Source organism: Anaerolineales bacterium (assembly GCA_030583885.1).
Lineage (GTDB): Bacteria > Chloroflexota > Anaerolineae > Anaerolineales > Villigracilaceae > Villigracilis.
Genome location: CP129480.1, coordinates 316,619 through 343,040 on the forward strand (window position 1 = coordinate 316,619; position 26,422 = coordinate 343,040).

General features: G+C 55.8%; 25 protein-coding genes. 20 read left to right on the plus strand and 5 right to left on the minus strand.

Going from position 1 to position 26,422, the window contains the following annotated elements; all coding sequences use genetic code 11:
* Positions 1–17: 17 nt before the first annotated feature.
* From QY332_01615 to QY332_01670, 12 genes are all read left to right on the plus strand, one after another.
* Entirely contained in the window at positions 18–956 is a 939-nt protein-coding gene (locus QY332_01615; protein ID WKZ36623.1) for a zinc ABC transporter substrate-binding protein, read from the plus strand.
* A 64-nt stretch (positions 957–1,020) separates the two neighbouring features.
* Entirely contained in the window at positions 1,021–1,830 is an 810-nt protein-coding gene (locus QY332_01620) for a metal ABC transporter ATP-binding protein (protein ID WKZ36624.1), read from the plus strand.
* Entirely contained in the window at positions 1,827–2,642 is an 816-nt protein-coding gene (locus tag QY332_01625) for a metal ABC transporter permease (protein ID WKZ36625.1), read from the plus strand. The genes QY332_01620 and QY332_01625 overlap by 4 nt, the downstream gene beginning before the upstream one ends.
* 41 nt (positions 2,643–2,683) lie before the next feature.
* Entirely contained in the window at positions 2,684–3,124 is a 441-nt protein-coding gene (locus QY332_01630) for an SRPBCC family protein (GenBank protein WKZ36626.1), read from the plus strand.
* Between the two features lie 159 nt (positions 3,125–3,283).
* Positions 3,284–4,777, plus strand: coding sequence for a M1 family metallopeptidase (locus tag QY332_01635; protein WKZ36627.1), 1,494 nt, complete (start codon positions 3,284–3,286; stop codon positions 4,775–4,777).
* Positions 4,774–6,375: a M1 family metallopeptidase gene (locus QY332_01640; protein ID WKZ36628.1), complete on the plus strand. Its 1,602-nt coding sequence runs from the start codon at positions 4,774–4,776 to the stop codon at positions 6,373–6,375. The genes QY332_01635 and QY332_01640 overlap by 4 nt, the downstream gene beginning before the upstream one ends.
* Before the next feature lie 4 nt (positions 6,376–6,379).
* Positions 6,380–7,060, plus strand: a complete 681-nt coding sequence (locus tag QY332_01645) for a dihydrofolate reductase family protein (GenBank protein ID WKZ36629.1) — start codon at positions 6,380–6,382, stop codon at positions 7,058–7,060.
* 30 nt (positions 7,061–7,090) lie between these two features.
* Positions 7,091–7,849 carry a GTP cyclohydrolase II gene (ribA, locus tag QY332_01650; GenBank protein ID WKZ36630.1) on the plus strand — a complete coding sequence of 253 codons (759 nt, stop codon included), beginning with the start codon at positions 7,091–7,093 and terminating at the stop codon, positions 7,847–7,849.
* Positions 7,842–8,510 (plus strand): SDR family oxidoreductase, encoded by a 669-nt coding sequence (locus QY332_01655; GenBank protein WKZ36631.1) that lies wholly within the window; start codon positions 7,842–7,844, stop codon positions 8,508–8,510. Before ribA ends, QY332_01655 begins: the two co-directional genes overlap by 8 nt.
* Positions 8,485–9,381, plus strand: a complete 897-nt coding sequence (locus tag QY332_01660; GenBank protein ID WKZ36632.1) for an alpha/beta hydrolase — start codon at positions 8,485–8,487, stop codon at positions 9,379–9,381. Before QY332_01655 ends, QY332_01660 begins: the two co-directional genes overlap by 26 nt.
* A gap of 3 nt (positions 9,382–9,384) precedes the next feature.
* The gene (locus QY332_01665) at positions 9,385–10,239 is read left to right on the plus strand and encodes an EamA family transporter (protein ID WKZ36633.1); all 855 of its coding nucleotides are present in this window, start codon (positions 9,385–9,387) and stop codon (positions 10,237–10,239) included.
* A gap of 303 nt (positions 10,240–10,542) precedes the next feature.
* A complete protein-coding gene (locus tag QY332_01670; GenBank protein ID WKZ36634.1) occupies positions 10,543–11,778 on the plus strand; it encodes a PLP-dependent aminotransferase family protein in 1,236 nt (411 codons plus the stop codon).
* A 78-nt stretch (positions 11,779–11,856) separates the two neighbouring features.
* Here the strand turns inward: QY332_01670 and QY332_01675 are convergent, their stop codons facing one another.
* From QY332_01675 to moaA, 3 genes are all read right to left on the minus strand, one after another.
* Positions 11,857–13,206 carry a malic enzyme-like NAD(P)-binding protein gene (locus QY332_01675; GenBank protein WKZ36635.1) on the minus strand — a complete coding sequence of 450 codons (1,350 nt, stop codon included), beginning with the start codon at positions 13,204–13,206 and terminating at the stop codon, positions 11,857–11,859.
* Between the two features lie 168 nt (positions 13,207–13,374).
* On the minus strand, positions 13,375–14,082 hold the full coding sequence (locus QY332_01680) for an HAD family hydrolase (GenBank protein WKZ36636.1): 708 nt from the start codon (positions 14,080–14,082) through the stop codon (positions 13,375–13,377).
* 79 nt (positions 14,083–14,161) lie between these two features.
* The gene (gene moaA, locus QY332_01685; protein WKZ36637.1) at positions 14,162–15,166 is read right to left on the minus strand and encodes a GTP 3',8-cyclase MoaA; all 1,005 of its coding nucleotides are present in this window, start codon (positions 15,164–15,166) and stop codon (positions 14,162–14,164) included.
* A 159-nt stretch (positions 15,167–15,325) separates the two neighbouring features.
* Here moaA and QY332_01690 point away from each other — a divergent pair, with 159 nt between their 5' ends.
* Both QY332_01690 and cysS read left to right on the plus strand, forming a co-directional pair.
* A complete protein-coding gene (locus QY332_01690) occupies positions 15,326–16,402 on the plus strand; it encodes a TRAM domain-containing protein (protein WKZ36638.1) in 1,077 nt (358 codons plus the stop codon).
* A 126-nt stretch (positions 16,403–16,528) separates the two neighbouring features.
* Positions 16,529–17,926 carry a cysteine--tRNA ligase gene (gene cysS, locus QY332_01695; GenBank protein ID WKZ36639.1) on the plus strand — a complete coding sequence of 466 codons (1,398 nt, stop codon included), beginning with the start codon at positions 16,529–16,531 and terminating at the stop codon, positions 17,924–17,926.
* A 33-nt stretch (positions 17,927–17,959) separates the two neighbouring features.
* On the opposite strand, the gene QY332_01700 is transcribed toward cysS, so the two are convergent.
* The gene (locus QY332_01700; protein ID WKZ36640.1) at positions 17,960–18,430 is read right to left on the minus strand and encodes a hypothetical protein; all 471 of its coding nucleotides are present in this window, start codon (positions 18,428–18,430) and stop codon (positions 17,960–17,962) included.
* Between the two features lie 51 nt (positions 18,431–18,481).
* On the opposite strand from QY332_01700, the gene rlmB reads away from it, so the two are divergent.
* The 4 genes from rlmB (at position 18,482) to QY332_01720 (ending at position 22,429) form a co-directional block, all read left to right on the plus strand.
* Positions 18,482–19,207 carry a 23S rRNA (guanosine(2251)-2'-O)-methyltransferase RlmB gene (rlmB, locus tag QY332_01705; GenBank protein ID WKZ36641.1) on the plus strand — a complete coding sequence of 242 codons (726 nt, stop codon included), beginning with the start codon at positions 18,482–18,484 and terminating at the stop codon, positions 19,205–19,207.
* 40 nt (positions 19,208–19,247) lie between these two features.
* Entirely contained in the window at positions 19,248–20,573 is a 1,326-nt protein-coding gene (locus QY332_01710; GenBank protein WKZ36642.1) for a family 1 glycosylhydrolase, read from the plus strand.
* Between the two features lie 87 nt (positions 20,574–20,660).
* Entirely contained in the window at positions 20,661–21,467 is an 807-nt protein-coding gene (locus tag QY332_01715; GenBank protein WKZ36643.1) for a hypothetical protein, read from the plus strand.
* Positions 21,464–22,429 carry an aminoglycoside phosphotransferase family protein gene (locus QY332_01720; GenBank protein WKZ36644.1) on the plus strand — a complete coding sequence of 322 codons (966 nt, stop codon included), beginning with the start codon at positions 21,464–21,466 and terminating at the stop codon, positions 22,427–22,429. Before QY332_01715 ends, QY332_01720 begins: the two co-directional genes overlap by 4 nt.
* A gap of 43 nt (positions 22,430–22,472) precedes the next feature.
* Here the strand turns inward: QY332_01720 and QY332_01725 are convergent, their stop codons facing one another.
* On the minus strand, positions 22,473–22,622 hold the full coding sequence (locus QY332_01725) for a hypothetical protein (GenBank protein WKZ36645.1): 150 nt from the start codon (positions 22,620–22,622) through the stop codon (positions 22,473–22,475).
* Positions 22,623–22,741: 119 nt separating this feature from the next.
* On the opposite strand from QY332_01725, the gene QY332_01730 reads away from it, so the two are divergent.
* Together QY332_01730 and QY332_01735 are read left to right on the plus strand one after the other, a co-directional pair.
* On the plus strand, positions 22,742–24,505 hold the full coding sequence (locus QY332_01730) for an ABC transporter ATP-binding protein (GenBank protein ID WKZ36646.1): 1,764 nt from the start codon (positions 22,742–22,744) through the stop codon (positions 24,503–24,505).
* Between the two features lie 102 nt (positions 24,506–24,607).
* Complete coding sequence (locus tag QY332_01735; GenBank protein ID WKZ36647.1) at positions 24,608–26,422, plus strand: ABC transporter ATP-binding protein; 1,815 nt, start codon at positions 24,608–24,610, stop codon at positions 26,420–26,422.

Genomic DNA, 26,422 nt, shown 5'->3' on the forward strand with positions numbered 1-26,422 from the left:
CTAAAAAAGGATTATAAATGAAAAAGATTATCAATTCCATTATTGGACTGCCGGCTCTCGCGGCTCTTTTCCTGACTGCCTGTGGATCCGCCCCTCAAGGCAGTGACGGGACTTTGAGAGTGCTCGCCTCCACCACCTTTCTAGCGGACATTGCCTGGAACGTTGCAGGTGACCGCGTCAAGGTGGATTCACTGCTCCCCGTTGGCGCGGACCCGCACGCGTATCAGGCTGCGCCTGCGGATGTGGCGAAAATCGCCGCGAGCAATGTATTGGTCCTGAACGGGCTGGAATATGAACACTTCATTGAACCGCTCCTTGAGAATGCCGGCGGTGAACGTCTGGTAATTGAGGCGACGACTGGCCTGGAACCGCGTGAGATGGATGAACATGCCGGCGAAGCAGAAGCAGGCGAAGGGTCCGGGCATGAAGCGGGCGATCCGCACATGTGGCTGGACCCGACCCTTGTCATCAGGTACGTCGAGAACATCCGTGACGGATTCATCGAAGCCGACCCTGAGGGCGCAGAGGTGTATCGAGTCAATGCAGATGCGTATATCGACGAATTGAGAGCGTTGGATGCATGGATCACCGAACAGGTGGCTGACATCCCCAGCGAGCGCCGCCTGCTGGTGACCAATCACGAAGCGATGGGGTATTTTGCCGGGCGGTACGGGTTCGAGATCGTGGACACCATCCTTGCCAGCCTGAGTTCCGATGCGGGGATATCGGCGCAGCGGTTGGCGGCTGTCATTAACGAGGTCAAAACCTCCGGGGCGGAGGCGGTCTTCCTGGACGATGTTGAAAATACAAGCCTCGCAAATCAAATTGCGGGGGAGACGGGCATAAAGGTTGTCGGTGATCTGCACCTCGAGTCGCTCACCGACGGCGCACCCGCAGGGACATACATTGACATGATGAAGCATAATACGACCCGCATTGTGGACGCTTTGAAGTAAGATTAGGAAATCCCGCAGGAAGGCAGGTAAGGGCGGCTCTTCAAGGGTCGCCCTTAAGTATGATATGACACATGTTCCTCACCGTCTTGAAATTGTAAATGCCAGCATTGGGTATGGCGAAAAGATCGTCGTGCATGATTTGAATTTTCAGATACCGCATGGCGCACGCGTGGCTGTGGTCGGACCGAACGGCGCGGGGAAATCCACGTTGTTTAAAGCATTGGTTGGAATCCTGCCGCTGCACAGCGGGCATGTGTTGATCCACGGTGAATTGCTCGGCGCGCACAAGGATTGCGTGGCGTACATCCCGCAGCGTGAGGATGTGGATTGGCGTTTCCCTGTCACGGTGCAGGACGTGGTCATGATGGGGCGCTACGGACAAATGGGATGGCTGAGCCGTCCATCCAGTGATGATAAAAGGGTAGTCAGGAAAAGCATCGAACAATTGGGCATTACCGACCTTGCAATGCATTCGATTGGGCAGTTATCCGGTGGTCAACAGCAGCGCGCCTTTCTGGCGCGCGCACTCGCACAGGAACCGCACATCCTTTTAATGGACGAGCCGTTCACAGGCGTGGACATGACAACCCAGGACATTACCCTCAACCTGTTGGACCACCTGAAAAGCCGCCGGGTGACGACCATGATCTCGACACACGATCTGAATCTAGCTGCTTCACGCTTCGACCTTGTACTTTTGCTAAATCACCGTCTCATTGCGTTCGGGGCGCCGCAGGAGGTATTTGTCAGGGAAAACCTTGCGCAGGCCTTCGGTAATTCCCTTCTGGTCACAGAAAATGGGGTGATGCTTGTGGATGAATGCTGTCCTCCCGATGAAGATCATGCTCTTCACAGCCATGCAGAGGTGAAATGAACTGGTTCCTCGAGCCCCTCGCTTATCAATTCATGCAGCGCGGATTGCTCGCTTCCGTCATCGTCGGCGTTCTATGCGCCGTAATGGGAACCTACGTCGTCCTGCGCGGCATGGCATTTCTCGGTGACGCCATGGCGCACGCCATCCTGCCCGGAGTGGCGATTGCCTACATATTCAGAGGCGATCTGCTGATCGGTGCGGGAGTCGCCGCGGTGATTGTCGCATTGAGCATCGGTTTTTTCTCGCGTGAGGGGACGGTCAGGGAGGATACTGCCATCGGCATTTTATTCGCGGCGGCGCTTTCCCTGGGTGTGGCATTGATCAGTTCCATGCAAACCTATGCCGTGGATTTATCCCACATCCTCTTTGGGGATGTGCTTGGCGTAAGCAAAGCCGATCTATGGTTGATCGCAGGCTTAAGCCTTGCCATCCTTTTGACCGTGGGATTATTTTTCAAGCCCTTCCTCGTCATTTCATTCGACCCGGTTCTTGCCGCGACCCTGCGCCTGCCCGCCGAACTTTTGCGGAATCTGATGCTGGTGCTTTTGGGGTTGACCGTTGTGGTCTCGTTGCAAACCGTGGGTGTCAGCCTCGCCGCCGCCATGCTGGTCACGCCCGCGGCAACCGCATATCTCCTCACGCGCCGTCTCTTCCCGATGATGCTGGTCTCCGCTTTGATCGGCGCACTGTCATCTGTGATCGGTTTATATCTCAGCTACTATCTGAACATCGTCTCCGGCTCGGCCATAGTACTAACGGCCACCCTGTTTTTCCTGCTTGGGTTCTTGTGGAAACGAGTGAAGTCTGTATAATAAAAGTTAATATTTGACAAAACCAAAGGAGAATTTTAGAAATGGCCCTTATCGAAACTTCCATCAAGATCAACGTAAGCCCGGAGAAAATCTTTTCACACGTCTCCAGCCTGGACAGTCTGAAGAACGAATACGTGGTCGGCATCGAGGCGGATGGACCGGTCAAGCTAGGCACAAAGATCAAGACCAGGATCAAATCCACACAGGGCGTGGAGAACGAGATCGTCTCCGAAGTCATCGCCTTCGAGGAAAACAGGAAATTCGGAACCAAGACCTTTGCCGCACCGCCCGCCTCGGATGTGGTCAGCACCTACATCCTCGAAAAGGACGGTGACGGCACAAAAGTGACCCTGCAGACCGAAGCTGTGCTGCTCCCCGCAGGCATGCCGAGTGTGCCCGGCATGGAAGACATGATGAAAAAGCAGATGCTCGCGGGCTATGACGCCGCACTCGCTGCGCTCAAGAAGAAATTGGAGGGCTAGGCAGGAACTCCACCCTTGTGATTTTCTCCCGTCGAAACCTCGGCGGGAGTTTTTTGATCACGGGGTACCGCATGAATGATTGAAACAGAATTATGATATTACTCTTAATTTCCGTCAAAAGTTTTAAAAAAATATGCGACAAGCGGTAGAATAAGGCCCATGCGATATAAAACCACATCATCCCTTCGCCTTGTTTCCTTGATTATTTTTTTAATCTCTGCCTGCGCCTCCCCTGCAACGATACCACCTCCATTAGAAACACCCACCGAGACGGCGCTCCCCACCGAAACCACTCCTGTGCTTCCAGTGGACACACCCACACCGCTCGCCACGCCAACCCCTGCGCCCCTGCGAGCCAACTATATTCTGGATGCCACCATAAATTATGACGCACATAGCGTCACAGTGGATCAGACCATTTTTTACCCGAACCTGAGCGGCAACCAGATCAATACCCTCGTCATGGCTGTTGTCCCCAACCTCTGGCGGGGAAGTTTCGCCCTCGACAGCATCGCCATCGACGGGACGCCGACCACAACCTACTCGCTCGACGGTCAAAGGCTGGATGTGGCATTGTCATCCTTCCTGCCCGCCGGAAGCACCCTCGAGATCTCCCTTCAATTCACCCTTGCACTTCCCTTTGCCGAACAGGAGGACCCCAGCATCTCGCGTCCACGCATTTATGGATATACGGTGCGTCAAATGAACCTGACCAATTGGTATCCATTCGTTGTGCCGAACATCAACGGCGATTGGATCCTGCATGACCCCTGGTTCTATGGTGAACATCTTGTTTACGATGCCGCCGACTATGAAGTCACCGTCCGATTTACAGACCCGGCCAGCGCCCCCATCGTCGCCGCCAGCGGATTCCCCGAACAACTGACAGACTCCACCCGCTACACCATCACCGCCGCGCGGACATTCGCCCTCGCCGCCAGCCGCGAGTTTCAAGTTTCAAGCACGCAGGTTGGTGAGAGCACCATCTCCAGTTATTACTTCCCCTTCAACGAAGCCGGTGGACAGGCCGCATTGAAAGCCACCGCCGAATCTGTACAGGTCTTTACGCAGCGTTTTGGACCGTATCCGCACAGGACACTTGCCATCGTGATGGGCGACTTCAACGACGGCATGGAATACTCCGCCTTCTTCTACCTGCCCAAGGACTTCTACAATCTGTATGACGGCACGCCTGCAAACTATCTCACCTTTGTTGCCGCACATGAAACCGCGCATCAATGGTGGTTCGAACAGGTTGCCAGCGACCAGGCATTACAACCCTGGGTGGATGAAGCCCTGGCCGCATACTCCGAGCGCATTTATTATGAAAATGTCCATCCCGAACTGGTCAGCTGGTGGTGGACATACCGCATTGATTTTTACAAACCGCAGGGCTTTGTGGACATACCCATCTATGACGGGAAGGGCTTCCGTCCCTACACCAATGCGGCCTACTTCCAGGGCGCACACTTCCTCGAAGAACTGCGCAACCGCATCGGTGACGAGGCCTTCTTCGCCTTCATCCGCGATTACCTCGCGCAGGGACGCGGCAGGATCGTCACCGCCAACGACTTCTTCCGTATCCTCAGCCAGCACACCAGCACCGACTACTCGGACATCGTGCGCAAATACTTCCAAAACACCTATCAATGAACGGATTCCGCATCCAGTACGCACTGCGAGTTACGCAATTCGTACTCATCCTGACAGTCCTGGCCTCCTGCGCCTCACCAACACCGACTCCCGAGCCGCGGCATTTTGCACCGTTCATCCTGATCACACAGGATCCGAACGCATCCCCCACGCCGACACCCTTCCAGCCCTCAGGTGCGATCGACACAGTTCCGCCGACGTTTACCGATGCGCCCCCCGCCACTGCGACCTTCACCAGCACACTGCCGCCCACGCTGACCTTCACCCCGCCTCCCCCTGGGCCGGCCTCTGGTTCCGTTTCCCCAACATTGCCGTCAGGGGCGAATTCCTCACGCCCGAACTACATCCTGTATTCAACATTGGACTTCAGGGGAAAAACCATCACAACCGACCAGACCATCCGTTATTACAACAACACGGGTGTATCATTATCCGAGATCGTATTTTCCGTCCAACCGAATCGATATGGCAATGCATTCGTACTGAATTCCATTGCCCAGGATGGCACATCATTAAATTCGTACACAATCAGCGGCCAACGCATGACGGTCAGCCTGCCCCAGCCCCTTGGAGCGGGAGCTGCCACCACACTGACCCTGAACTTCAAACTCAACATCCCTCAGAAATCAGCCAGCGATGTGTTCGGATACGACTACAACCAGATCAACCTTGTGGACTGGTATCCGTTCATCGTGCCGTACAAAAACGGATGGATCCTGCATGATTCCATGCCCTGGGGCGAGCATCTCGTCTATGATTCAGCGGACATCGAGTTGAACATCAAAAAGGATTCGGATGTCACTCTCGCCGTGGGCGCTTCGCCCGAACAGAACGGCGAATGGACCCGTTACCGCTTGTACGGCGCGCGTACACTGGCGCTCTCAGCCAGCAATGAATTCATCGTGGTCGAATCAACTGCGGGGAATATCACGATCCGCTCGTATCATTTCAACGGGTATAAAACCGGCGGAGACGGGATCCTCTTGTTAGCCGCGCAGGCGGTCAATACATTCTCGGAACAGTTCGCACCATATCCGTATCAAAGCCTCGCGGTCGTACAGACCGACATGGACGACGGGATGGAATACGATGGTTTGATCTTTATCTCCACCGATTTTTACAGTCAATATACCGGCGGCGCGCGCAACAACCTTGCCGCCATCGGTGTGCATGAGATTGCACATCAATGGTGGTACGGGCTGGTGGGAAACGACCACGCGCTTGAACCCTGGCTGGATGAGGCGCTGGCAACCTACAGTGAACGCATTTTTTATGAAAACAACTATCCCGCCAATATCAGCTGGTGGTGGCAGTTCCGCGTGAACTACTTCAACCCAACTGGCTACGTGGATACGAACATCTACAACGGCGGCTCGTTCCGCTTGTACACCAATGCTGTATATTTCCAGGGCGCGCGATTCCTGGATGAAATGCGCATCCTCATGGGACACGGTAATTTCTCCAAGTTCCTGAAGGAGTATGCAAGGCGCCATGCCCATGGGCATGCCACCTCTGCCGATTTCTTCGCCCTTGCTCGTGAGATCGTCAATGTCAACTACAACGGTTTATTGAATAAATATTTTGCGGGTTCGTATTAAGATAATGGACCGCCCCTACACCTTCATTAACGTCGCCGTGTCAGCGGACGGAAAGATGGATACGGTTGAACGCAAAGGCACCGCCATCTCATCCAAACAGGACAAGGAACGCGTGGATCAACTCCGCGCGGAGGCGGATGCAGTGCTTGTCGGGGGGAAAACGCTTCTCGAAGAGCAACCCAAACTCATCGTTAAGTCCGAGGCGCTGCGTAAGGGGAGGATCCAACAGGGGCGTTCGCCGAATCCGATCAAGGTGGGGGTTGTCACGGTCGCCGACATCCCCACCGACTCAGATTTTATTAAGGTTGGAAATACGCAGGTCGTAATATTCACCACATCTCAAACATCTAAGACGCAGATCGATCTTTTGCGTGCGCACGGCGTGGAAACCCTTGTAGATGATACGCAGCGTGTCGACCTGGAAAAAATGATGAGGACGTTGAAACAAATCGGCGTTGAACGGTTAATGGTGGAAGGCGGCGGGACGATGAATTTCGAATTGATGCGCCTGGGACTGGTGGATGAACTAATCATGTACATCGCACCGATGGTCTTCGGCGGCATGACCGCCCCCACCCCCGCGGATGGACCCGGACTCCCGCGTGATGCGGCAATTGAGATGAACCTGTTGGATGTTGAACGATGGGAAGACGGCGGGGTTGTTCTGAAGTATAAAATCAAGTAGGTCACGTTTTTTGTGATCATGGAGAGAATTATGTCTGGAATTACGCACGAACAAATTGAACTGTTGCTTGAAGAAGATTGCTGCCACGAATGTGAAGGCTACGGCGAGGATAAGATCTGCGTCCACATTGAAGCGGTTGCGGAACTGCCTTCGCGCTTTGGCGAGTTTCACATCGTTGCGTTCTCGAATAACCGCGACGGCAAGGAACACGTCGCCATCCTCAAAGGTGATGTCATCGGCGCGGAGGATGTCCCCGTGCGCCTGCACTCCGAGTGTCTCACCGGCGATGTGATCGGATCCCTGCGCTGCGACTGCCGCGATCAATTGGAAGCTGCCCTGAAAAAGATCGGCGGGATGGACAAGGGCGTTGTGCTCTATCTCCGCCAGGAGGGGCGCGGCATTGGGCTGACGAACAAGATCCGCGCGTACAGCTTGCAGGATCAGGGTCTTGACACCGTGGAGGCGAACCTCGCGCTCGGCTTTCGCGATGATGAACGCGATTATGCAGTTGCCGCGCACATGCTGCACTCGCTCAAGATCCAATCCGTGCGGCTGATGACCAACAACCCCAAGAAAATCGTGCAGCTCGAAGAGCACGGTGTCAGGATCAACGAGCGCCTGCCGCACATCCTGCCGAGCAATGAACACAACCGCTTTTACCTCGAGACCAAAGCTGCCAAGTCCGGGCATCTGATCGATTTTCGCGGCAAGGAACATCTGCTTGAACAGCACGAACCCACCATCGTGGAAGGCATGAGCGAAACCCAGATCAAGGCGTTGTATGAATAAGACCATCGTCATCACGGGCGCAACCGGCGTGCTTGGAAACCTCGTCACAAGAACATTTGCCGGGCAGGGACATACCCTGGTGTTGCTTGATAAAGACCAGGCGAAATTGGATGCCCTCGTCCGTGACCTGAACCTGCCTGCAGACAGACTCCTCGCCCAAAGCGTGGACCTGCTCGACGCACAGGCGCTTCAGGATTCCGCCGAAGCTGTTCTTTCCAAATTCGGCAGAGTCCACGCTCTGTTCCATCTCGTCGGCGGCTGGGTCGGCGGCCAGACCTTCGTGGACACCCCGCACAATGATCTGGAATTCATGCTTAACCAGCATGTCCGCACGACGTTTAATCTCTTCAAATCGTTCTCGAAACCACTCTCCGCCAATCACTGGGGACGTGTCATTATCATCTCGGCATCCACGGTGCCAAACCCGCCGGGCAAATCGGGGGTCTACACCGCCGCCAAAGCCGCGCAGGAGAACATGGTGCTCTCGCTCGCATCCGAATTGAAGGAAGCGAAAGTCACCGCAAACATCATCCTCGTCCGCGCGATAGACGTGGAAAATAAAGGCACAGGCACAAGCCCTGCCGAGATCGTCTCTGCCATGGAATATCTATTCTCCACACAGGCAGACAAAGTCAATGGGGCGAGAATTCCGTTATACTAGGCGGATGCAAAGCCAGTTCATCCAAACTAACAACATCAAACTGCATGTGCTGACCGACGGACCCGAAAACGGACCGTCGGTTATCTTATTGCACGGCTTTCCCGAATTCCACTATGGCTGGCGCAAGCAGGTTCCCGCGCTCGTGCAGCAGGGATTCCGTGTCATCGTCCCGGACCAGCGCGGGTACAACCTGTCCGAGAAGCCGCTCGGGACGGCGGCGTATGATGTCAATACGCTGGCGCGGGACATCATCGGTCTGTTTGACCATTTTGGGATACAGAAAGCAAAATTAGTCGGGCACGATTGGGGCGCGGTGGTCGCATGGACAATGGCGTTGAATCACCCCGAACGGCTGGAGAAACTCGCCATTTTGAACGTCCCGCATCCCGATGTGATGGCGCGTTTTCTATTGAAAGACCCGCTGCAACGCAGGAAATCCTGGTATATCTTCGCCATTCAACTGCGGCACATCGCCGAATGGAATTTGAGTCGCAATGGCTTCCGCAACATGGCGCGGATGCTGGTCGGTTCGGGGAAGAAAAGCACCTTCACAAGGGAGGACATTGCCGAATACAAAAAGGCATGGTCACAGCCCGGCGCGTTGACGGGGATGCTGAACTGGTATCGCGCCATTTTTCACAGCAGTTTGAAGCATTTTTTCAACCGCAAGAAACTACCCGCGCGGCAGGTGCAAACGCCAATCCTCATTCTATGGGGCAAACGGGATGTGGCGCTCAGCCATGAAATGGTGGAACCGTCCCTGGCGCTGTGCGATAACGGCAGGTCGGTCATGTTCGAGGATGCCACCCACTGGGTACAGCACGACAAAGCAGACGAAGTGAACAAATATCTCATCGAATTTTTGAGGTAACCCATGCCCGTTCTTGCGATTGCGCTTCTGTTCGCATCCGCCGCGATGCACGCCTTGTGGAATTTTTTGCTTAAAAACGCTGAAGAAAAATACATTGCCATGGGCTGGCAGGTGATTCTGAGCGGGATTCTGGCATTGGGTTTCATCTTCTTTTCAGGCTTGCCGCCGCAGCACATGTGGCTGTTCGCGGTCATCAGCATGCTGCTGGAGGCGATTTACTTCATTCTGTTGTGCATCGCCTACACAGACCATGACTTTTCGCTGGTCTATCCGATTGCGCGCGGGGCGGCGCCTGCCTTGCTGGTTTTATGGTCTGCATTATTTTTGCGCGAGGAGTTGACCATTGGCGGGTATATCGGTCTCGCCATGATCACCGGCGGCATCGTCCTAAACGGCGCGACGGCGCTGCTCAACACTCGCGGGGAGAAACCGCATTTGAAGGGCATCCTGACGGCGCTATCGGTTGCGCTGGTCATTTCGATCTACACCTTCATTGACGGGACTGCCGTAAAAAACGGACCCGCGCTGCCGTATGGCTTGTTCATGTTTGTGATGATCCCATTTGTAACCACACCCTACCTCACCCGCAGGTATGGCTGGGATTCGTTTGTAAGAGTGTGGAGGAACAACCGAAACTATCTCCTGCTTGGTGGTGTACTTGGACTGGTGGCCTACATGCTGGCCCTGTTCGCCTACACCTTTGCGCCGCTCAGCTATTCAGGTGCGATCCGAGAGGTCAGTGCGGTGATCGGGGCGTTCCTGGGATGGCAGTTCTTGAAGGAAGAGATGGGCGGAATTCGCGTGGTCGGCGCGGCAATCGTATTTGCAGGCGTGATGGTGATCGCGGTATTTGGGTAGTGGACAGCAGACCGAAGAGCGTGGACCGATTCGCTCAGGGTGGAGCTAAATGACGGGGAACAGAAGCAGGTTCGGGTCAGGAGTGGGGCGGGTTTTTATTCCTCCAATAATTTGTGACAAGTCTCATCCAATTTACAGTTACATTAATCAGTTGCGCGGGACGCGAAAACTGGGTAAGATAGTAGTGCCATGACTGTATTTTTGGCGCCACATCTTTCCGGCATTTTGATGCCATAAGTCAGCAGGCCTGATGGGTACGAGTGTATCTGTCAGGCTTTTTTCATCTTTTATCAAGGAGTAAAAATGCAAACGCCCTGGGAGTATCGGTACGCGCACCGTATGCAGAAGATGGGGAGTTCAGCCATTCGTGAATTGCTGAAACTGACCGAACAGCCCGATATTATTTCCTTTGGAGGCGGCCTGCCTGCCCCCGAGGTCTTTCCAGTCAAGGAATTTCAAGAGGCGTGCAACCGCGTGTTGACGGAACGCGGCGCGCAGGCATTGCAATACAGCACCACGGAGGGATACAAACCTTTGCGCGAGATGATCGCGCGGCACACGGCACGCTACAGCGTGCCGATCACGGCCGACAATATTTTGATCACATCCGGTTCGCAGCAGGCGCTGGATTTTCTCGGACGCCTGTTCATCAACCGCGGCGATTACATTGTGGTGGAATCACCGACGTATCTGGGTGCATTGCAGGCGTGGAACGCGTACGGCGCGCAATACATTTCCGTCCCGTCGGATGAGCACGGCATGATCGTGGATAAACTGGAGGAGGCGCTTCGCATCGGACCGAAGTTCATTTACGTGCTCCCGAACTTCCAGAACCCATCCGGTTCGACCCTCAGCCTCGAACGCCGCAAGAGGCTGGTCCTGCTCGCAGACCAATACGGCGTACCGATCATTGAAGACGATCCGTACGGTCAACTGCGCTATGACGGGGAGCATCTTCCTTCCGTCGTATATCTCGACAACCATTTCCGAAACGATGGCGATGGTGACTACAGCGGCAACGTGATCTACCTGAGCACGTTCTCCAAATTGCTTGCCCCGGGCCTGCGCCTTGCCTGGGTGGTTGCGCCGCCGCAGGTCATTCAAAAACTGGTGATGACCAAACAAGCCGCAGACCTGCACACATCCTCCTTCAACCAGCAGGTGGCGTATGAGGTCGCCAAGGGCGGCTTTCTGGACGAACACGTCAAGGTCATCCGCGCCACGTACAAGGAACGCCGCGATGTGATGCTGGAAATGATGGACGAGATGTTCCCGCCCGAAATGCACTGGACAAAACCGCTGGGCGGCATGTTCCTGTGGGGTATTCTGCCCGAGGGCGTGGATGCGGCAGATGTATTGAAGGTTGCCATCGAACGCAAGGTGGCTTTCGTGCCGGGCACATCCTTCCACCCCAATGGCGGCGGAAAAAACACCATGCGCATCAACTTCTCCTTCTCCTCGCCGGACACGATCCGCGAGGGGATCACGCGGCTTGGCACCACCCTGAAAGAGGTGCTGGCAAAGAACGGTCACAAATAAAATACCTCATGATGCATAAAAAAGCGACCTGCTCTTGAAAGAAGCAGGTCGCTTTTTTTATTGGCCCCAGGCCTTCGTCTATTCCTCTACATACGGCACATACTCGGCGCGGGCAATACCCTGTTTGATCGCCGTCTCCGCCACCGCACGCGCAACGGCATGATGTACTTTCTTGTCCAATGGGTTTGGAACCAGTTCGCCGGGCTGGGTCATTTCCGCAATCGTCCTGGCGGCGGCCAGATACATTTCATGCGTGATGTGCGGCGCACATGAATCCACCGCACCGCGAAAAATGCCGGGGAAGCCCAGCACGTTGTTCACAGATTTGCCGTCCGCCGCAAACGCCGCCCCGCGTTCCATGGCGATCTCGGGATCGATCTCGGCATTCGGGTTTGAAAGCGCAAGGATGATCTGTCCCTTGCGCACCATCTCGGGTTGGATGAGGTTCGGCGCACCTGTGGTTGCAACCACGATGTCGCATTTCGCCATGATGTCGTTCAGGCTGGATTTGATGCCTCCAGCCTTCTCAAACCGTTCCAGCGCATCCGGACTCAAGTCCGCGCCGTGGACCGCGTTCCCGGTCAGGCGCATCATCATCCGACCGATGGCATGGCCGGCCGCCCCCAGCCCGACTTGCCCGATGACTGCTTTGTCCAAGTCCGTGCCGGTCTCGCGCGTGGCGACCATCAACGCCGCAGTGCAGACCACTGCCGTACCGTGCTGATCATCGTGCATGACGGGAATATCCAGCATGGCCTGCAAACGTTCCTCGATTTCGAAACAGCGCGGCGCGGAGATATCCTCCAGTTGGATGGCGGCGAAGGTCGGCGCGATGGCGGCAACGGCTTGAACAATCTCATCGGGGTCTTTCGTGTTCAGCAAAATAGGGATGCCCGAAAGGCCGACCAGCGTTTCCATGAGCATGGCCTTGCCTTCCATGACCGGCATGCCCGCCAGCGGACCGATATCACCCAGCCCAAGCACCGCCGTCCCGTCGGTGACAATTGCGACCATGTGGCTGATGCTGGTGTACAACCGCGCCTGTGACGGGTCTTTTGCGATGCGCAGACAGACTTCCGCCACGCCAGGGGTGTACACGCGCCGCAGGGTTGTCAACGAATCTATCGGATAGCGCGAGCGGATGGCGATCTTTCCCTTTTGATGAAGTTCCAGCACTTCATCACGGACTTCGATGACTTTTGTGCCTTCGTTATTTTCGATCGCCCCTAAAATCGCTGCGAGACTCTTTTCATCCTCGGCCGTGACGGTGATGTCTCGCACCACATGCTGCGATGTCTCGGTCAACAGAACGATGCTGCCGGTATTGCCTCCCGCCTCGGCGATGGCTGTCAACAACCTTGCCAGCACACCTTTTTTCTGTGAATTACGCACGCGCACAATGCGCATGATCTTCCGTTCCCAGGCCATGATGGTCTCCTTTTTATTAATACCCATTTTATCGCTTGGTATGTAAATTACTGGATTTTTGGAAGAAACCTCGGGGAAATTTACATCCACGGGCCGGGAATTGATGCGACAGCCTGGAAGACGAACACCGCGAATAAGATTCGCGGCCTTGATATCGTGCTGCGGTTTTTATTTCAACAACTCCGGCAGCTCGGTAAAGGATTTGATGACCGCGCACTCTGCGTCGGGGAAGAGAGTGTCCGGGTCGTAGAGCACAGGCGTCAGTCCGGCGCGACGCGAACCGACAATGTCTGCAAAGTAATTGTCGCCCACGTACATCGCCTCATCGGCATTGACGCCCGCCCGTTTCAATCCATGTTCAAAGATGAGCGCATCCGGCTTGAAGGAGTTGACTTCGCCGCCCGCCAGTGAAAATTGAAAATAGGAATCCAGGTTCAGGGTCTTCAATTCTTCATGAAACGGTTCATCGCGATTCGAGATCACGCCAAGCACGTATCCATTTTGCTGCAGGGAGCCCAGCAGCGCGTGCGATTCTTCAGAGACATGCACCTCAGGTTTGTAATGTTCCTTCATATAGGCAGACATGGGCGCGGACAGGGACGCCGCCTCCTTTGGGTCGCAGCCCAAAGCCACCAGTTTTCTGCGGCTGTAATTGACCCAGAAGGCGGCGTCCTTGAATTCCTTGAAATCCTTTTGTATTTCCGGGGAGTTGGCGAAGTAGTAATGCTCCCAGCGGTTGGAGCGGATCCTGTCCTCTTCAGAGAAGTTCAACCCCATCTCACGTGCATGGGCGGAGAAAACATCCGCGCCGTTGGGCAGATGATGACGAAGCGTGCCGTCCAGATCGAACAATACGGCTTTGATATTCTTTGACAAACAAACCTCCAGATTAAGCAGGTGAAAGCCTGGATCACCCCACAGGTTTCATGGTTTCCCGCTTGTTGCGTGACAGTGATCAACCGCCGATGTGCGACATTTCCACTTTGGGAAGCGGGATCGTGTTTTCGGATCGGATCTCGGAATAACGGTCTGCGCGTCTACCCCAGACCTTTGCGATCTCTTGTGAAACATCTTCATCCGTTGCGCCGCTGCGGAGCAGGGCACGGAAATCATGTCCCTTGATGGCAAAGAGACAGGTATAGAGTTTCCCTTCGGCAGAGAGGCGGGCGCGGTTGCAATCACGGCAGAACGCCTGGGTGACCGAGGCGACCATGCCGACCTCACCGCCCCCATCCTTGTAGCGCCAGCGCTCCGCCACTTCACCGCGATAGTTCGGGTCGGCGGGTTCCAGCGGCATTTCCGCGTTGATGATTTTTACGATCTCCCTGGCGGAGACCACATCGTCCAGGCGCCAGCCGTTGGTACTGCCGACATCCATAAATTCAATAAAGCGCAGGATATATCCCTTTTCGCGGAAGAAGCGCGCCATGGGCAGGATGCTGGACTCATTGACCCCGCGTTTAACCACCATATTGACCTTGATCGGAGTCAGCCCGGCCGCGGCGGCGGCGGCCATTCCCTCCAACACTTTTTCCACCGGGAAATCCGCATCGTTCATGGATTTGAATACATCGTTATCGAGCGAATCCAAACTCACGGTCACGCGCTTCAATCCCGCATCCTTGAGTTCCCCGGCAAAGCGCGGAAGCAGCGCGCCATTGGTCGTCATGGTCAGGTCAATATCGGGGATCTGTGAAAGCATCGCAATCAGGTCGGGGAAATCCTTGCGGACGAGCGGCTCGCCGCCGGTCAACCGGATTTTCCTAACTCCATGCGAGACGAAAATCTGAGCCAGGCGCGTGATCTCTTCGTACGTCAGGATTTGTTCATGGAGCAGGAATTTGTAATTCGAGCCGAACACTTCCTTCGGCATGCAGTATACGCAGCGGAAATTACAGCGGTCGGTGACGGAAATTCGCAGGTCGCGCAGGGGACGGTTAAGGGTATCAATAAGGGTCATGTCGCTCGTTTCCTCATCAAGGCACACAAAGTGCAAGAACGATGGAAGCGGATTATAACAACAATATGAGATTAAGGATTATTCGAATTGACGGGGTGTGTCACCCGTGCTATTATCATATGATTATATTGTAATTCCATTTATTTTGAAGGAGCATTGATGAGTTTTGAATTCATTCTTCGTATTATTGGAATGATCGTCCTGGCGGTTGCCGGGGGATATTGGGGATTTGACCTCTCAAGGTTCACACCGGATGACGTGTATCGCACCACCATTGTCCTTGGGCTGGTCGGCGCGCTGGCGGGCTTGATCCTCACCCCGTATGTCACCACACGCCCCGCGCGGGCATTCCGCTCCCTGCTGGGACGGCTGGCGGCGGAAAGTCTTTTTGCCGGGTTGACCGGTTTGGTGGTGGGCCTGCTCATCGCCGCACTGCTGGCCTTCCCGCTTTCCTTGCTCCCTGCCCCGCTCAGCCAGATCCTGCCTTTTGTCGGCGTCCTGGTCTTCTCTTATTTCGGCGTTGCGCTCTTCGTGATGCGCCAGGGTGACATTATGGGGTTGCTGAGCGCATTGACCGGGCGCAGCGAAGGCGGCGGATCGTCCTCCTGGACCAACCTGAACCGCACCATCCTGCTCGACACCAGCGTCATCATAGATGGACGCGTGGCGGATATCGCCAAGACCGGATTCCTGCCCGGCACGCTTCTCATCCCCCGCTTTGTGCTGAACGAGCTCCAATATATTGCAGACTCCCCCGACGGGATGCGCCGCCAGCGCGGCCGCCGCGGCATGGAAGTGCTGGCTGAACTGCAAAAACTTCCCAACATCCTCGTGCGCATCTCGGACATCAACGTGGACGGCGTGCGCGAAGTGGACGACAAACTCATCGTGCTCGGCAAGCAGTTAAAAAGTCCGGTCCTGACCAACGATTACAACCTCAACCGTATCGCCGAACTGCAGGGGGTGACAGTGCTGAACATCAACGAACTTGCCAATGCGGTCAAATCCATTGTCCTGCCCGGCGAAGCCCTGCGCATTAACATCATGCAGGAAGGCAAGGAATACGGCCAGGGCGTGGGCTACATGGACGACGGCACGATGGTCGTCGTCGAAAACGGCAAGGAATACATCGGCGAATACATGGAGGTGAACATCAGCAAGGTCCTGCAAACCGCCGCAGGGCGCATGATCTTCGGACGTGTGGACGAAGACCATGCGAAAAAAAACAAAAAGTAGAACAATAAACAGGAAACAGGCACCAGTGAACAGGGCGCGCAAGAAGCGTCCTGTTTTTTTATCAGCAGCTTGCGCCGCTTCTCGAAGACTGACAAGGATTGAATATCTGTGGTTTATAATAGGCACATGCTCAAAATCTACAACACCCTCACCCGCAAGACCGAAGAATTTCAAACCCTCGAGCCGAACCTCGTCAAAATGTACGTCTGCGGCGTCACCGTCTATAACGACGCGCACGTCGGCCACGCCATGTCTGCGCTGGTCTTCGACATCATCCGCCGCTACCTGGAATACCGCGGCTACACCGTCAGGCACGTCATGAACTATACCGATGTGGACGACAAGATCATCAACCGCGCCAGGCAGCTCAACGAAGACCCGCTTGAACTTTCACAGCGCTACATCGAAGATTACACCAATGACTTGAAGAATTTGAACATCCTGCCCGCCAGTTCCTATCCGCAGGTCAGCAAGACCATGCCGCTCATCATTGAATTCATTCAGGGCCTGATCCAAAGGGAACATGCCTACGCCGCCTCGAACGGCGATGTCTATTTCCGCGTCACCAGCGACGACGATTACGGAAAACTCTCCGGCCGCAAACTCGCCGACATGCAGGCCGGCGCGCGCATCGAGGTCGGCGAAGCCAAGGACCACCCCATGGATTTCGCGCTCTGGAAAGCCGCCAAGGAAGGCGAGATCTCCTGGGACAGTCCCTGGGGCAGGGGACGCCCGGGCTGGCACATCGAGTGCTCGGCCATGAACCTCGCCGAACTCGGCGAACAGATCGACATCCACGGCGGCGGCAACGACCTGATCTTCCCCCATCACGAAAACGAGATCGCGCAAAGCGAAAGCTACACGGGCAAACCATTTTCACGCTATTGGGTGCACAACGGCATGCTGCAGCTCGGCGGCGAGAAAATGTCCAAATCGCTCGGCAACATCATCAGCATCAAGGAATTCCTTTCGAAACGCCCTGCCGATGTGATGCGCATGCTGGTTTTGAACGGGACCTACCGCGCGCCGTTGATGTTCAATGACGACACCCTCGACGCCGCCGAAAAGAATGTCGAGCGCCTCAAATCCGCGCTGCGGCCTGCCTCCCCATCTGCAAAGGGACTCGCCGCTGATTCCCTCGCCGCCCTCGCCGCCGCAGGCGCCTCCGCAAAGACCAGCTTCACCGAAGCCATGGACAACGACTTCAACACCGCGGGCGCCGTCGCCGCCCTGTTCGAACTCTCCAAGTTCATCAACACCGCACGAGACAACGGCGCAACGAGCGAACAAATTGCCGCAGTACAGGATATCTACCGCGAACTCGCCGCCGTGCTGGGCCTGCAGCTTGTCGAAAAGAAAGGCTCGAGCGGGCAGGAAGCGCAGGTCAATGCATTGATCGCGGAACGCAATGAAGCCCGCAAGCAAAAACAATGGGCGCGTTCGGACCAGATCCGCGACCAGCTCAAAGAGATGGGCGTGACCATCGAAGACAGCAAGGACGGCACCACCTGGCGATGGGGATAATTTCCTGTAGAGGCGGACGGTTGTCCGCCCCTTTTATTTTCGCAGGGTGGCGATGATTCGATTTGGATTGGTGAATAACTCGAGCGCGGCAAAAATATCGGGCATGTGCAGATCGGCGGAGAGCAGGGTTTCGGTTGCAGCGCCTTCGCGAGACATGACACAAATTCCAAGCGCGGATTCCTTGAGCATGAGTGCGTCGTTCGCCCCCTGACCGATGGCGGCGACCGTCTCCGCGCCCAGCCTGCGGACGTAGTCCGCTTTTTGAAAGGCTTCATTCCCGCCCTTGATGAGGACCGCCGCCAACCCCAATTGCTCATCAATGACCGCCTGTTTGCCGTGCGTATCCGCTGTCAGCAGATGGATCTGGGCTCGTCCGCGCAGTGCGGTGATGCGTTCCGCAAGTCCATCGAAAAGGACACCGTCGAGCGCAAGCGTGCCGTTCACGTCCGTGACGATGTGTTGAATGGTGAGTTCCCCGCGTCCGGGGATGGCGAGATGTATCATGGGGTGATTATAGGATTTATGGCTGCTTTTAATCAAGTAAAATCAGCCCATATGAAAGAATTCATCTACTCCCGCAACGCCGTCCATGAAGTCCTGCGCGCGAAACGCAGGCAGGTTTTTTCGATCGAGATCGCCGATTCCGCGCAGGAGAAGGGCAAGCTGGCAGAGATCGTCAAACTGGCGGGTCAGCAGAAGATAAAGCTCAGCCACGTGCCGCGCGGAAAACTGGACAAGGTCCACCAGAACCATCAGGGTGTGGTCGCTGAAGTGGACAAATATCCATACTCGGATGTGGTCGAAATACTTGATAACATCAAAGACGAACCGCCGTTCATTTTGCTCCTCGACTCATTGCAAGACCCGCAGAACTTCGGCACGCTCATCCGCACGGCGGAGGCGGTCGGGGTGCACGGCATCGTCATCCCGCTGGCGCGCTCGGTGGACGTCACGCCTGCGGTGGTCAACGCATCCTCCGGCGCGAGCGAGCACATGCTCATCGCCCAGGCGAATCTGTCCCAGACGATCGACGCGCTCAAAGCGAACGATGTGTGGGTCGTCGGATTGGACCAGGCCGGGACGGAGGTCGAGGCGGGGTCGCGTCATTTGAAAGGCGCATTGGGACTGGTCGTCGGCTCGGAGGGCGAGGGTCTGCACGAACTCACGCGCAGGAAATGCGACATCGTCTTGAAACTTCCGATGAAAGGCAAAATCGAATCGCTCAATGCCGCCGTGGCAGGGTCCGTTGCACTCTATCTTGCATATTTGAATCGCATGTAGGGACACAGCGTGGCTGTGTCCCTACAACATGGAGACCATCATGCCTCAAGGCACCTATCATTTTCCAAAGGGATTTCTATGGGGAACAGCCACCGCATCACATCAAGTGGAGGGGAATAACACCAACAATAACTGGCACGCATGGGAGCAGGCGGGACACACTGCGCACAAGTCGGGGCTCGCCGCCGATTGGTGGGGCGGACGCTGGCGCGAGGATTTCGACCGCGCCGCCGAAACGGGACAGAACGCGCATCGCTTCTCGCTGGAGTGGAGCCGCGTCCAGCCGACGCCCGATTCGTGGGATGAGGAAGCCATCGAGAAGTACCGCCTCATGCTGCGCGGATTGCGGGAACGTAATATGACGGCTTTGGTTACGCTGCATCATTTTACGGATCCGTTGTGGGTGACGGAGAGCGGCGGATGGGAGAATGAAAAGATCGTTCCCTTGTTCGAGAAGTATGTGCGCAAAATGGTGGATGCGTTGAAGGAATATGTCACGCTGTGGTGTACGATCAATGAGCCGAACGTGTATGCCTTGAGCGGCTATGTGGCGGGCGTGTTCCCGCCCGGCAAGAAGAATATCAAGTTATCCATGCGCGTGCTGGGGAATATGGTGAAAGCGCACGCCGCTGCGTACCGCGCCATCCATGAATTGCAGCCTGAAGCACGCGCGGGATACGCCCTGCACTACCGCCCGATGGTCCCGCGCTGGAGTTGGTCGCCATTGGACAGAATGATGCGGGACATCCGTTACAGCGGCATCAATATGGGATTCCCGTCCGCGATCTCGACGGGCGTGATGAAGTCGCCTGTCGGCAATCAACGCATCCCCGAAGCCAAAGGCACGCAGGACTATCTCGGCTTGAACTATTACTCAGTGGATACGGTCTGGTTCGACCTCTTCAAGCCCGGCGAGTTGTTCTCGAACAGCGGCTATCCAAAAGACGCCGACATGAGCGACACGAACTTCCTCGCCAACATCCCCGAAGGCATCTTCGATTCCATCAAATGGATCACGCGCGCGTATCCGGACATTCCCATCATCATCACCGAGAACGGCGTGGAGGATTCCGATGACCACATGCGTCCGCGTTATCTGGCTCAGCACCTGCACCAGGTCTGGCGCGCGGTCAACTTCAACTGGCCTGTGAAGGGCTACTTCCACTGGTCGCTGGTGGACAACTTCGAGTGGGAACGCGGCTGGACTCAGCGCTTCGGTCTATGGGGGCTTGACCTGGATACCCAGAAACGCATCCGCCGCCCATCCGTGGATTTGTATGCTGAGATATGCAAGGAGAACGGCTTGTCCAGCGGGATGGTGGGGAAATATTGCCCCGAGGTGTTCGAGAAGCTATTTCCCTCGTGAACTGTAGGGGCGACCCTTCCAGGCTGGCAAACCGATTGTCTGATCTGGGTGGGTGGCCCTTACAATTGATTTGGAAGGGAGCAAGCCATGGATTTCAAAATACAGGTTACCGGACTGAACCAATTACTCGCGGTCATCTACGGGGAGGAGACCAAACTCAGCACATTACTCCGCGATCTTGGTTTCGAGCAGGGGCAGATCGAGCAGGTGCGTGAGGCACATCTTGAGTCTGTTGTCGCGCAGTTCCTTGAGGTCATCCACAAACGCCTGACCAGCGATTCGGGTAAGGATACGTACTATCGAATCCTCTCCCGCCGCTACGGATTGGACGGCGAAGCGCCCGAACAACTCTCCGCCATTGCCGAAAAGCAAAATCACAGCCCTGAATTTCTGCGCCAATTATTCGAGGAGATCATCCAGCGCTGCCAGAGCAAAACCTGGCAGGTGGAATTGAAGAAAAGTTTAAAGCATATCGTGGTGGAGAAACTGGGCGAATTAGACCAGCGTCCCTCGCGTGAACACATCGCGGAGAAATTGAAGCGGCTGGAAAACCTGCGCGGCGCAACGGATATAACGAGATTGGATTACGAAGCCAAACGCGCCGGGATACTCAAACAGATCCAGGCGGAGCTGGACGCGCTCGATTCGGAATACAAGCCTTTGCTTGAATCAGCGGAAGAAAACACCGCCGCGCTGGAAAATGAGATCAAGACCGATGTGCTGCTGCACGGCGAGAGCGTGTCGGCGGGATCGTACCGCGTCACCTATTCCCAGGGACGCATTTCATGGGACAACGACGGTCTTGCAAAATACGCGCAGGCGCATCCCGAAGTCGTCAAGTTCCGCAAGCAGGGACAGCCGATCGTTACCCTGCGGGTTATCAATAAAGATTGAACCTGCCTCCTGATTTCATCAAAACGATCCACAGCACCTTTGGCGAGGACGGGCGGATGATGCTGGCGCGCCTGCCTGAATTGATCGCAGACGCATCCACGCGCTGGGGATTGACGGATGTTTGGCCGGTTTCCAACCTTTCCTATAATTTCGTTGCGTTTGCAAAACGTCCCTCACCCCCAGCCCCTCTCCCTGAGGGAGAGGGGAGTGTAATTCTCAAGATCGGCGTGCCGCGCGGTGAACTGGCAAGCGAGCTGGCGGCGTTGCGCTTATTCAATGGGCATGGCGCCTGCCGTCTATTGGAGTGTGACGAAGAACGCGGGATGTCACTGTTGGAACGACTCGTGCCGGGGACGATGCTCTCCGAGTTGGCGGACGACGACGAACGCACACACATCGCCGTGGATGTAATGCAAAGGCTTTGGGCTCAAAGCGGCGTCCCCGCCGCCAAGGAAAGTGCCCAGAATGGGTACGGCGGCTTGAGCAATACATTTATTCGATTATCCGATTGGTTCGATGGGTTGAAGAAAATCCGCCCGCATTTTGGCGGCGGGACGGGACCTTTCCCGAAGGAAATTCTGGAGCGGGTCGAAACGTCGTTATTGGAGTTATTTACGGATGATGATATCCGCCTGATGCACGGGGATTTTCACCATTACAACATCTTGAAATCCGGGCGGGGATGGCTGGGGATCGACCCGAAGGGCGTGATCGGGCCAGTCGGCTACGAGATCGGTCCGCTGATGATTAACCCGTGGAAGGGCTTTTCGGACTGGGGCAGTTTTCAGATTATGTCAAAGAGGCGGGTGGACATCATCCACGAGAGGCTGGGTTGGGAGCGGGAGCGGATCATCCAGTGGGCGCTGGCACATGCCGTCCTCTCCGCATGGTGGAGCATTGAAGATGGGACAGATTGGGAGTATTCACTGGAATGTGCGAAGATATTTTCCGAAATTAAATGACAGAGCCTCCCAAATAGGAGGCTCTGTCATTTTGAAAGGTTGTTTACTTACCGAACAGGGAGGCCAGGGCATATCCCAGGGCAAGGATGCCGGCGATGATGCCGAACATTGGAAGCGCCACAAAGGCGCCAATGCCGACCCAGAGGAAGTATAACCACATGCACCAACCGGAAATCGTTTGAGGTAAAGACATTTCACACTCTCCTTGTGAGTTGAAAGTTTGGCTGGCAGGATCGCCAGTCCAAATAAGATAACCCGTATCTGAATTAATAGTTGCGGAATCGATGAATTCAAAAATGATACAATTGTTCTATGACAACCTTGGACCTTCCCGCAGAATTTACCTTGCAGCGCACGAATAAATACGACCAGTCCTCGGCGGTGCGCTGGATCCTGTCACACACCCGTCCATACCTATGGATCATGGTGATGATCCTTGTCGGCGCGATCGGGAATGCCGTGCTGGCAGTGGTCGTGCCGGTGCTGACGGGCGATGCATTCAACGCCATGCTCAAGGTTCCAGCGGAGACCTCGGTGCTTTTGCCGCTTGCGTTGACCATCGGGATATCGCAGATCATCCGCGGCGTGCTGCAGCTCGGGCGCAACTTCGGCGCGGAGTTGATGGCGCAAAGAATGGAACGCGACATCCGCGACGAGTTGTATCTTTCCCTGCTCGGCAAGAGCATGACCTTCCATAATTTGCAGCCTGTCGGCGATACGATGGCGCGCGCCACCAACGATGTGCGCGAGGTGAACTACATGTTCAGCCCCGGCCTCAACCTGGTGGTCGGCTCGTTCATGTTCATCCTCATGCCGCTTTTCTTCGGTCCGCGCTATCACCCGTCGCTGGTCGCCACGCCGCTCATCTTCACCATCATTTATTTTATTTCGCTGGCGCGCTATCTCAGACAACTCGCGCCGATCACGGACGAAGTGCGCGCCACCTTTGGGGAAATGAACACCCACCTCTCCGAATCACTGGACGGCGTGGAGATCATGAAGGGCGCGGCACAGGAGAGCGCTGAAGTCGAACGCTTTGTCACCAACGCGCGCAAGGTGCGCGACACCTTTGTGGTGCAGGGCGACCTCGAAGCGAAATACATCGCCATGCTTTTGCTCGGCCTTGCATTTGCGGGCGGGCTCGTCCACTCCCTGTTCCTCTTCCGTGCAGGGCTGATCGACGTGGGCGCGGTCGTTGCATATTTCGGCATGCTGCAGCTGCTTGGATTCCCGACCTTTGTTTCCACGTTCGCCTATTCGCAGATCTCTTCGGGAGTCTCCTCTGCCCGCCGTATTTTGGAACTCATCCAACGAGAGACTCACCTCGACCAAAACGCCTCGGGCCGGACCTCGAACATGGCCGGCGAGATCGAGTTCCGAAACGTCTCGTTCAGTTATCCACACGGCGAACCCGTGCTAAAGGACATTTCCTTCAAGGTCAAGCCCGGCCAGACCGTCGCCCTGGTCGGGCAGACAGGAGCGGGGAAGACCTCCCTCGTCAAGCTGATCAACCGCACCTACGATGTGACCGCAGGGCAGATCCTTGTGGACGGTGTGGATGTACGCGACTGGAACCTGGCCGCCCTGCGCGAACAAATCTCCATCATCGAACAGGATATCTTCCTCTTCTCGCGCTCGCTCAGCGACAACATCGCCTTTGGCAAACCCGGGGCCACCAAGGAGGAGATCATCTCCGCCTCGATTGCCGCGCAGGCACATGACTTCATCCTCGATTTCGATCAGACCTACGCAACCACTGTCGGCGAACGCGGTGTGACATTATCCGGCGGACAGCGCCAGCGCATTGCGCTCGCGCGCGCCTTCCTCACCGATCCGCGCATCCTGGTGCTGGACGATTCCACATCCGCCATCGACTCGGCCACCGAGGACAAGATCCAGCGCGCCATCTCCAATGCGACGCGCGGACGCACCACCTTCATCATCACGCACCGCCTCTCACAGATACGCTGGGCGGATCTGATCATCGTGTTCCGCAAAGGCCAGATCGCCGCCATCGGGGCGCATGCGGAATTGATGGAAACATCCGAGGCGTATTCGAGGATTTTTAGAGAATAGCATTATTGTCATTGCGAGGGCGTCAGCCCGAAGCAATCTCTCCATTTACATGAGTTTGCTTCGTCGGGCTATCGCCCTCCTCGCAATGACAGAGGATTATTTATGGGTTTCTTTGTAGGATTAAACGACGAAAAATACGACCGCCAGTATACAGACCGTGTACTGGTCAACCGCATGGTCAACTACTTCAACACGCAGACTGCGCGGCTGATATATGCATCCATCACCATCATCGTGCTGGCATTCATCGGCGCGGCACTGCCCATCCTTGTCAGCCGCATGGTGGACCTGATCCAGGACCAGCCTGGCGTGGCATCCATTGCATGGGTGGGGCTGGCACTTGTCGGCGTGGCATTCGGCTTGTGGGGACTGAACTGGCTGCGGCGGAGTCTGATCGTGCGCGCCGTCGGCGATGTGGTTCTGGACATGCGCTCCCGCGCCTTCCGCGCCGCCGCCGAGCATGACCTCTCGTTCTACGATCAATTCTCGTCGGGCCGCATCGTCTCACGCATCACCTCCGACACGAACGACTTCGGCCAGCTCGTGGTCATCGTCACCGACGTGGTCGCACAGATGATGCAGGCGGTCATCATTGCGGTGGTGCTCTTCCGCACGGAATGGCGGCTGGCATTGCTGTTGATCGGTTTTATGCCGGTCATCTTCGGCGTCGCATCCATCTTCCGCGTACTGGCGCGGCGGGTGAGCCGGCGCGGCATGAAAGCCATGTCCGACGTGAACGCGGCCATCAAGGAAACCATCAGCGGCATTTCGATCGCGAAAAATTTCCGGCAGGAGCAGGAGATCTTCAAGTCGTTCGATGAATCGAACCAGCAGTCGTATCACGTCAACGTGCAGCGCGGTTTTATTCTTTCGCTGGTCTTCCCCGTGCTGAATGCGCTCGGCGGCATCTTCGTCGGCGTCCTGATCTATGTCGGCGGGTGGAGCGCCGCACAGGGCATGGTCAGCATCGGGGCGTGGTATCTCTTCATCATGAGTCTCGACCAGTTCTTCTTCCCTGTTTTGAACCTGACCTCGTTCTGGGCACAGATCCAAAGCGGACTTTCCGCCGCGGAACGCGTCTTCGCCTTGATCGACGCCGACCCGAACGTCATCCAAAACGAAAAACAGGATGTGCCGCGGCTGAAAGGCGGAATCCATTTTGACGCGCTTCACTTCCGCTATTCGGACAAGGAGGCGGTTCTTACAGGCTTCAACCTGCTCGTACAACCCGGGGAGAATCTTGCGCTGGTGGGACATACCGGCGCCGGCAAGTCGTCCATTGCAAAATTGATCGCGCGTTTCTATGAATATCAGCAGGGACGTTTGTTGATTGATGGGCGCGACATCCGCACCTTTGACCTGACCCAATACCGCCGCCAGCTTGGCATTGTCTCCCAGGTTCCATTCCTGTTCTCCGGCACGATCATGGAGAATATCCGCTACGCCGCGCCCGGCGTCCCGCAAGAGGAGCTGCTCAAACTTGCAAAGAAGATCGGCGACGGCGAATGGCTGGAAACCCTGCCGGAAGGTCTGCACACCGAAGTCGGCGAGCGCGGCAACCGCCTCTCGATGGGACAGCGCCAGCTCGTGGCGTTGATGCGTGTGCTGGTTCAAAACCCCGCCATCTTTATATTGGATGAAGCCACTGCCAGCATCGACCCGTTCACTGAATGGCAGATCCAGCAGGCGTTGAATCTCATTTTGAAGAATACGACCAGCATCCTCATCGCGCACCGCCTGTCCACCGTCAAAGCCGCGGATAGAATCGTGGTCATGCAAAAAGGGACGATCATCGAGGAAGGCGATCACGACGGCCTGCTGGAGCAAAACGGACATTATGCAGAGTTATACAACACGTATTTCAGGCATCAATCACTTGCCTATGTGGAACAGATGAAGGAAATGGTCGGAAAATAA

Excerpts from the sequence above, each read along its gene's own strand:
- QY332_01615 (WKZ36623.1), top strand. The coding sequence starts at position 18 with ATGAAAAAGATTATCAATTCCATTATTGGACTGCCGGCTCTCGCGGCT.
- QY332_01645 (WKZ36629.1), top strand. The coding sequence starts at position 6,380 with ATGGACCGCCCCTACACCTTCATTAACGTCGCCGTGTCAGCGGACGGA.
- QY332_01620 (WKZ36624.1), top strand. The coding sequence starts at position 1,021 with ATGACACATGTTCCTCACCGTCTTGAAATTGTAAATGCCAGCATTGGG.
- ribA (WKZ36630.1), top strand. The coding sequence starts at position 7,091 with ATGTCTGGAATTACGCACGAACAAATTGAACTGTTGCTTGAAGAAGAT.
- rlmB (WKZ36641.1), top strand. The coding sequence starts at position 18,482 with ATGAAAGAATTCATCTACTCCCGCAACGCCGTCCATGAAGTCCTGCGC.
- QY332_01625 (WKZ36625.1), top strand. The coding sequence starts at position 1,827 with ATGAACTGGTTCCTCGAGCCCCTCGCTTATCAATTCATGCAGCGCGGA.
- QY332_01735 (WKZ36647.1), top strand. The coding sequence starts at position 24,608 with ATGGGTTTCTTTGTAGGATTAAACGACGAAAAATACGACCGCCAGTAT.
- QY332_01710 (WKZ36642.1), top strand. The coding sequence starts at position 19,248 with ATGCCTCAAGGCACCTATCATTTTCCAAAGGGATTTCTATGGGGAACA.
- QY332_01635 (WKZ36627.1), top strand. The coding sequence starts at position 3,284 with ATGCGATATAAAACCACATCATCCCTTCGCCTTGTTTCCTTGATTATT.
- QY332_01700 (WKZ36640.1), bottom strand. The coding sequence starts at position 18,430 with ATGATACATCTCGCCATCCCCGGACGCGGGGAACTCACCATTCAACAC.
- QY332_01665 (WKZ36633.1), top strand. The coding sequence starts at position 9,385 with ATGCCCGTTCTTGCGATTGCGCTTCTGTTCGCATCCGCCGCGATGCAC.
- QY332_01690 (WKZ36638.1), top strand. The coding sequence starts at position 15,326 with ATGAGTTTTGAATTCATTCTTCGTATTATTGGAATGATCGTCCTGGCG.
- QY332_01660 (WKZ36632.1), top strand. The coding sequence starts at position 8,485 with ATGGGGCGAGAATTCCGTTATACTAGGCGGATGCAAAGCCAGTTCATC.
- QY332_01730 (WKZ36646.1), top strand. The coding sequence starts at position 22,742 with ATGACAACCTTGGACCTTCCCGCAGAATTTACCTTGCAGCGCACGAAT.
- cysS (WKZ36639.1), top strand. The coding sequence starts at position 16,529 with ATGCTCAAAATCTACAACACCCTCACCCGCAAGACCGAAGAATTTCAA.
- moaA (WKZ36637.1), bottom strand. The coding sequence starts at position 15,166 with ATGACCCTTATTGATACCCTTAACCGTCCCCTGCGCGACCTGCGAATT.
- QY332_01655 (WKZ36631.1), top strand. The coding sequence starts at position 7,842 with ATGAATAAGACCATCGTCATCACGGGCGCAACCGGCGTGCTTGGAAAC.
- QY332_01675 (WKZ36635.1), bottom strand. The coding sequence starts at position 13,206 with ATGGCCTGGGAACGGAAGATCATGCGCATTGTGCGCGTGCGTAATTCA.
- QY332_01640 (WKZ36628.1), top strand. The coding sequence starts at position 4,774 with ATGAACGGATTCCGCATCCAGTACGCACTGCGAGTTACGCAATTCGTA.
- QY332_01715 (WKZ36643.1), top strand. The coding sequence starts at position 20,661 with ATGGATTTCAAAATACAGGTTACCGGACTGAACCAATTACTCGCGGTC.
- QY332_01725 (WKZ36645.1), bottom strand. The coding sequence starts at position 22,622 with ATGTCTTTACCTCAAACGATTTCCGGTTGGTGCATGTGGTTATACTTC.
- QY332_01670 (WKZ36634.1), top strand. The coding sequence starts at position 10,543 with ATGCAAACGCCCTGGGAGTATCGGTACGCGCACCGTATGCAGAAGATG.
- QY332_01630 (WKZ36626.1), top strand. The coding sequence starts at position 2,684 with ATGGCCCTTATCGAAACTTCCATCAAGATCAACGTAAGCCCGGAGAAA.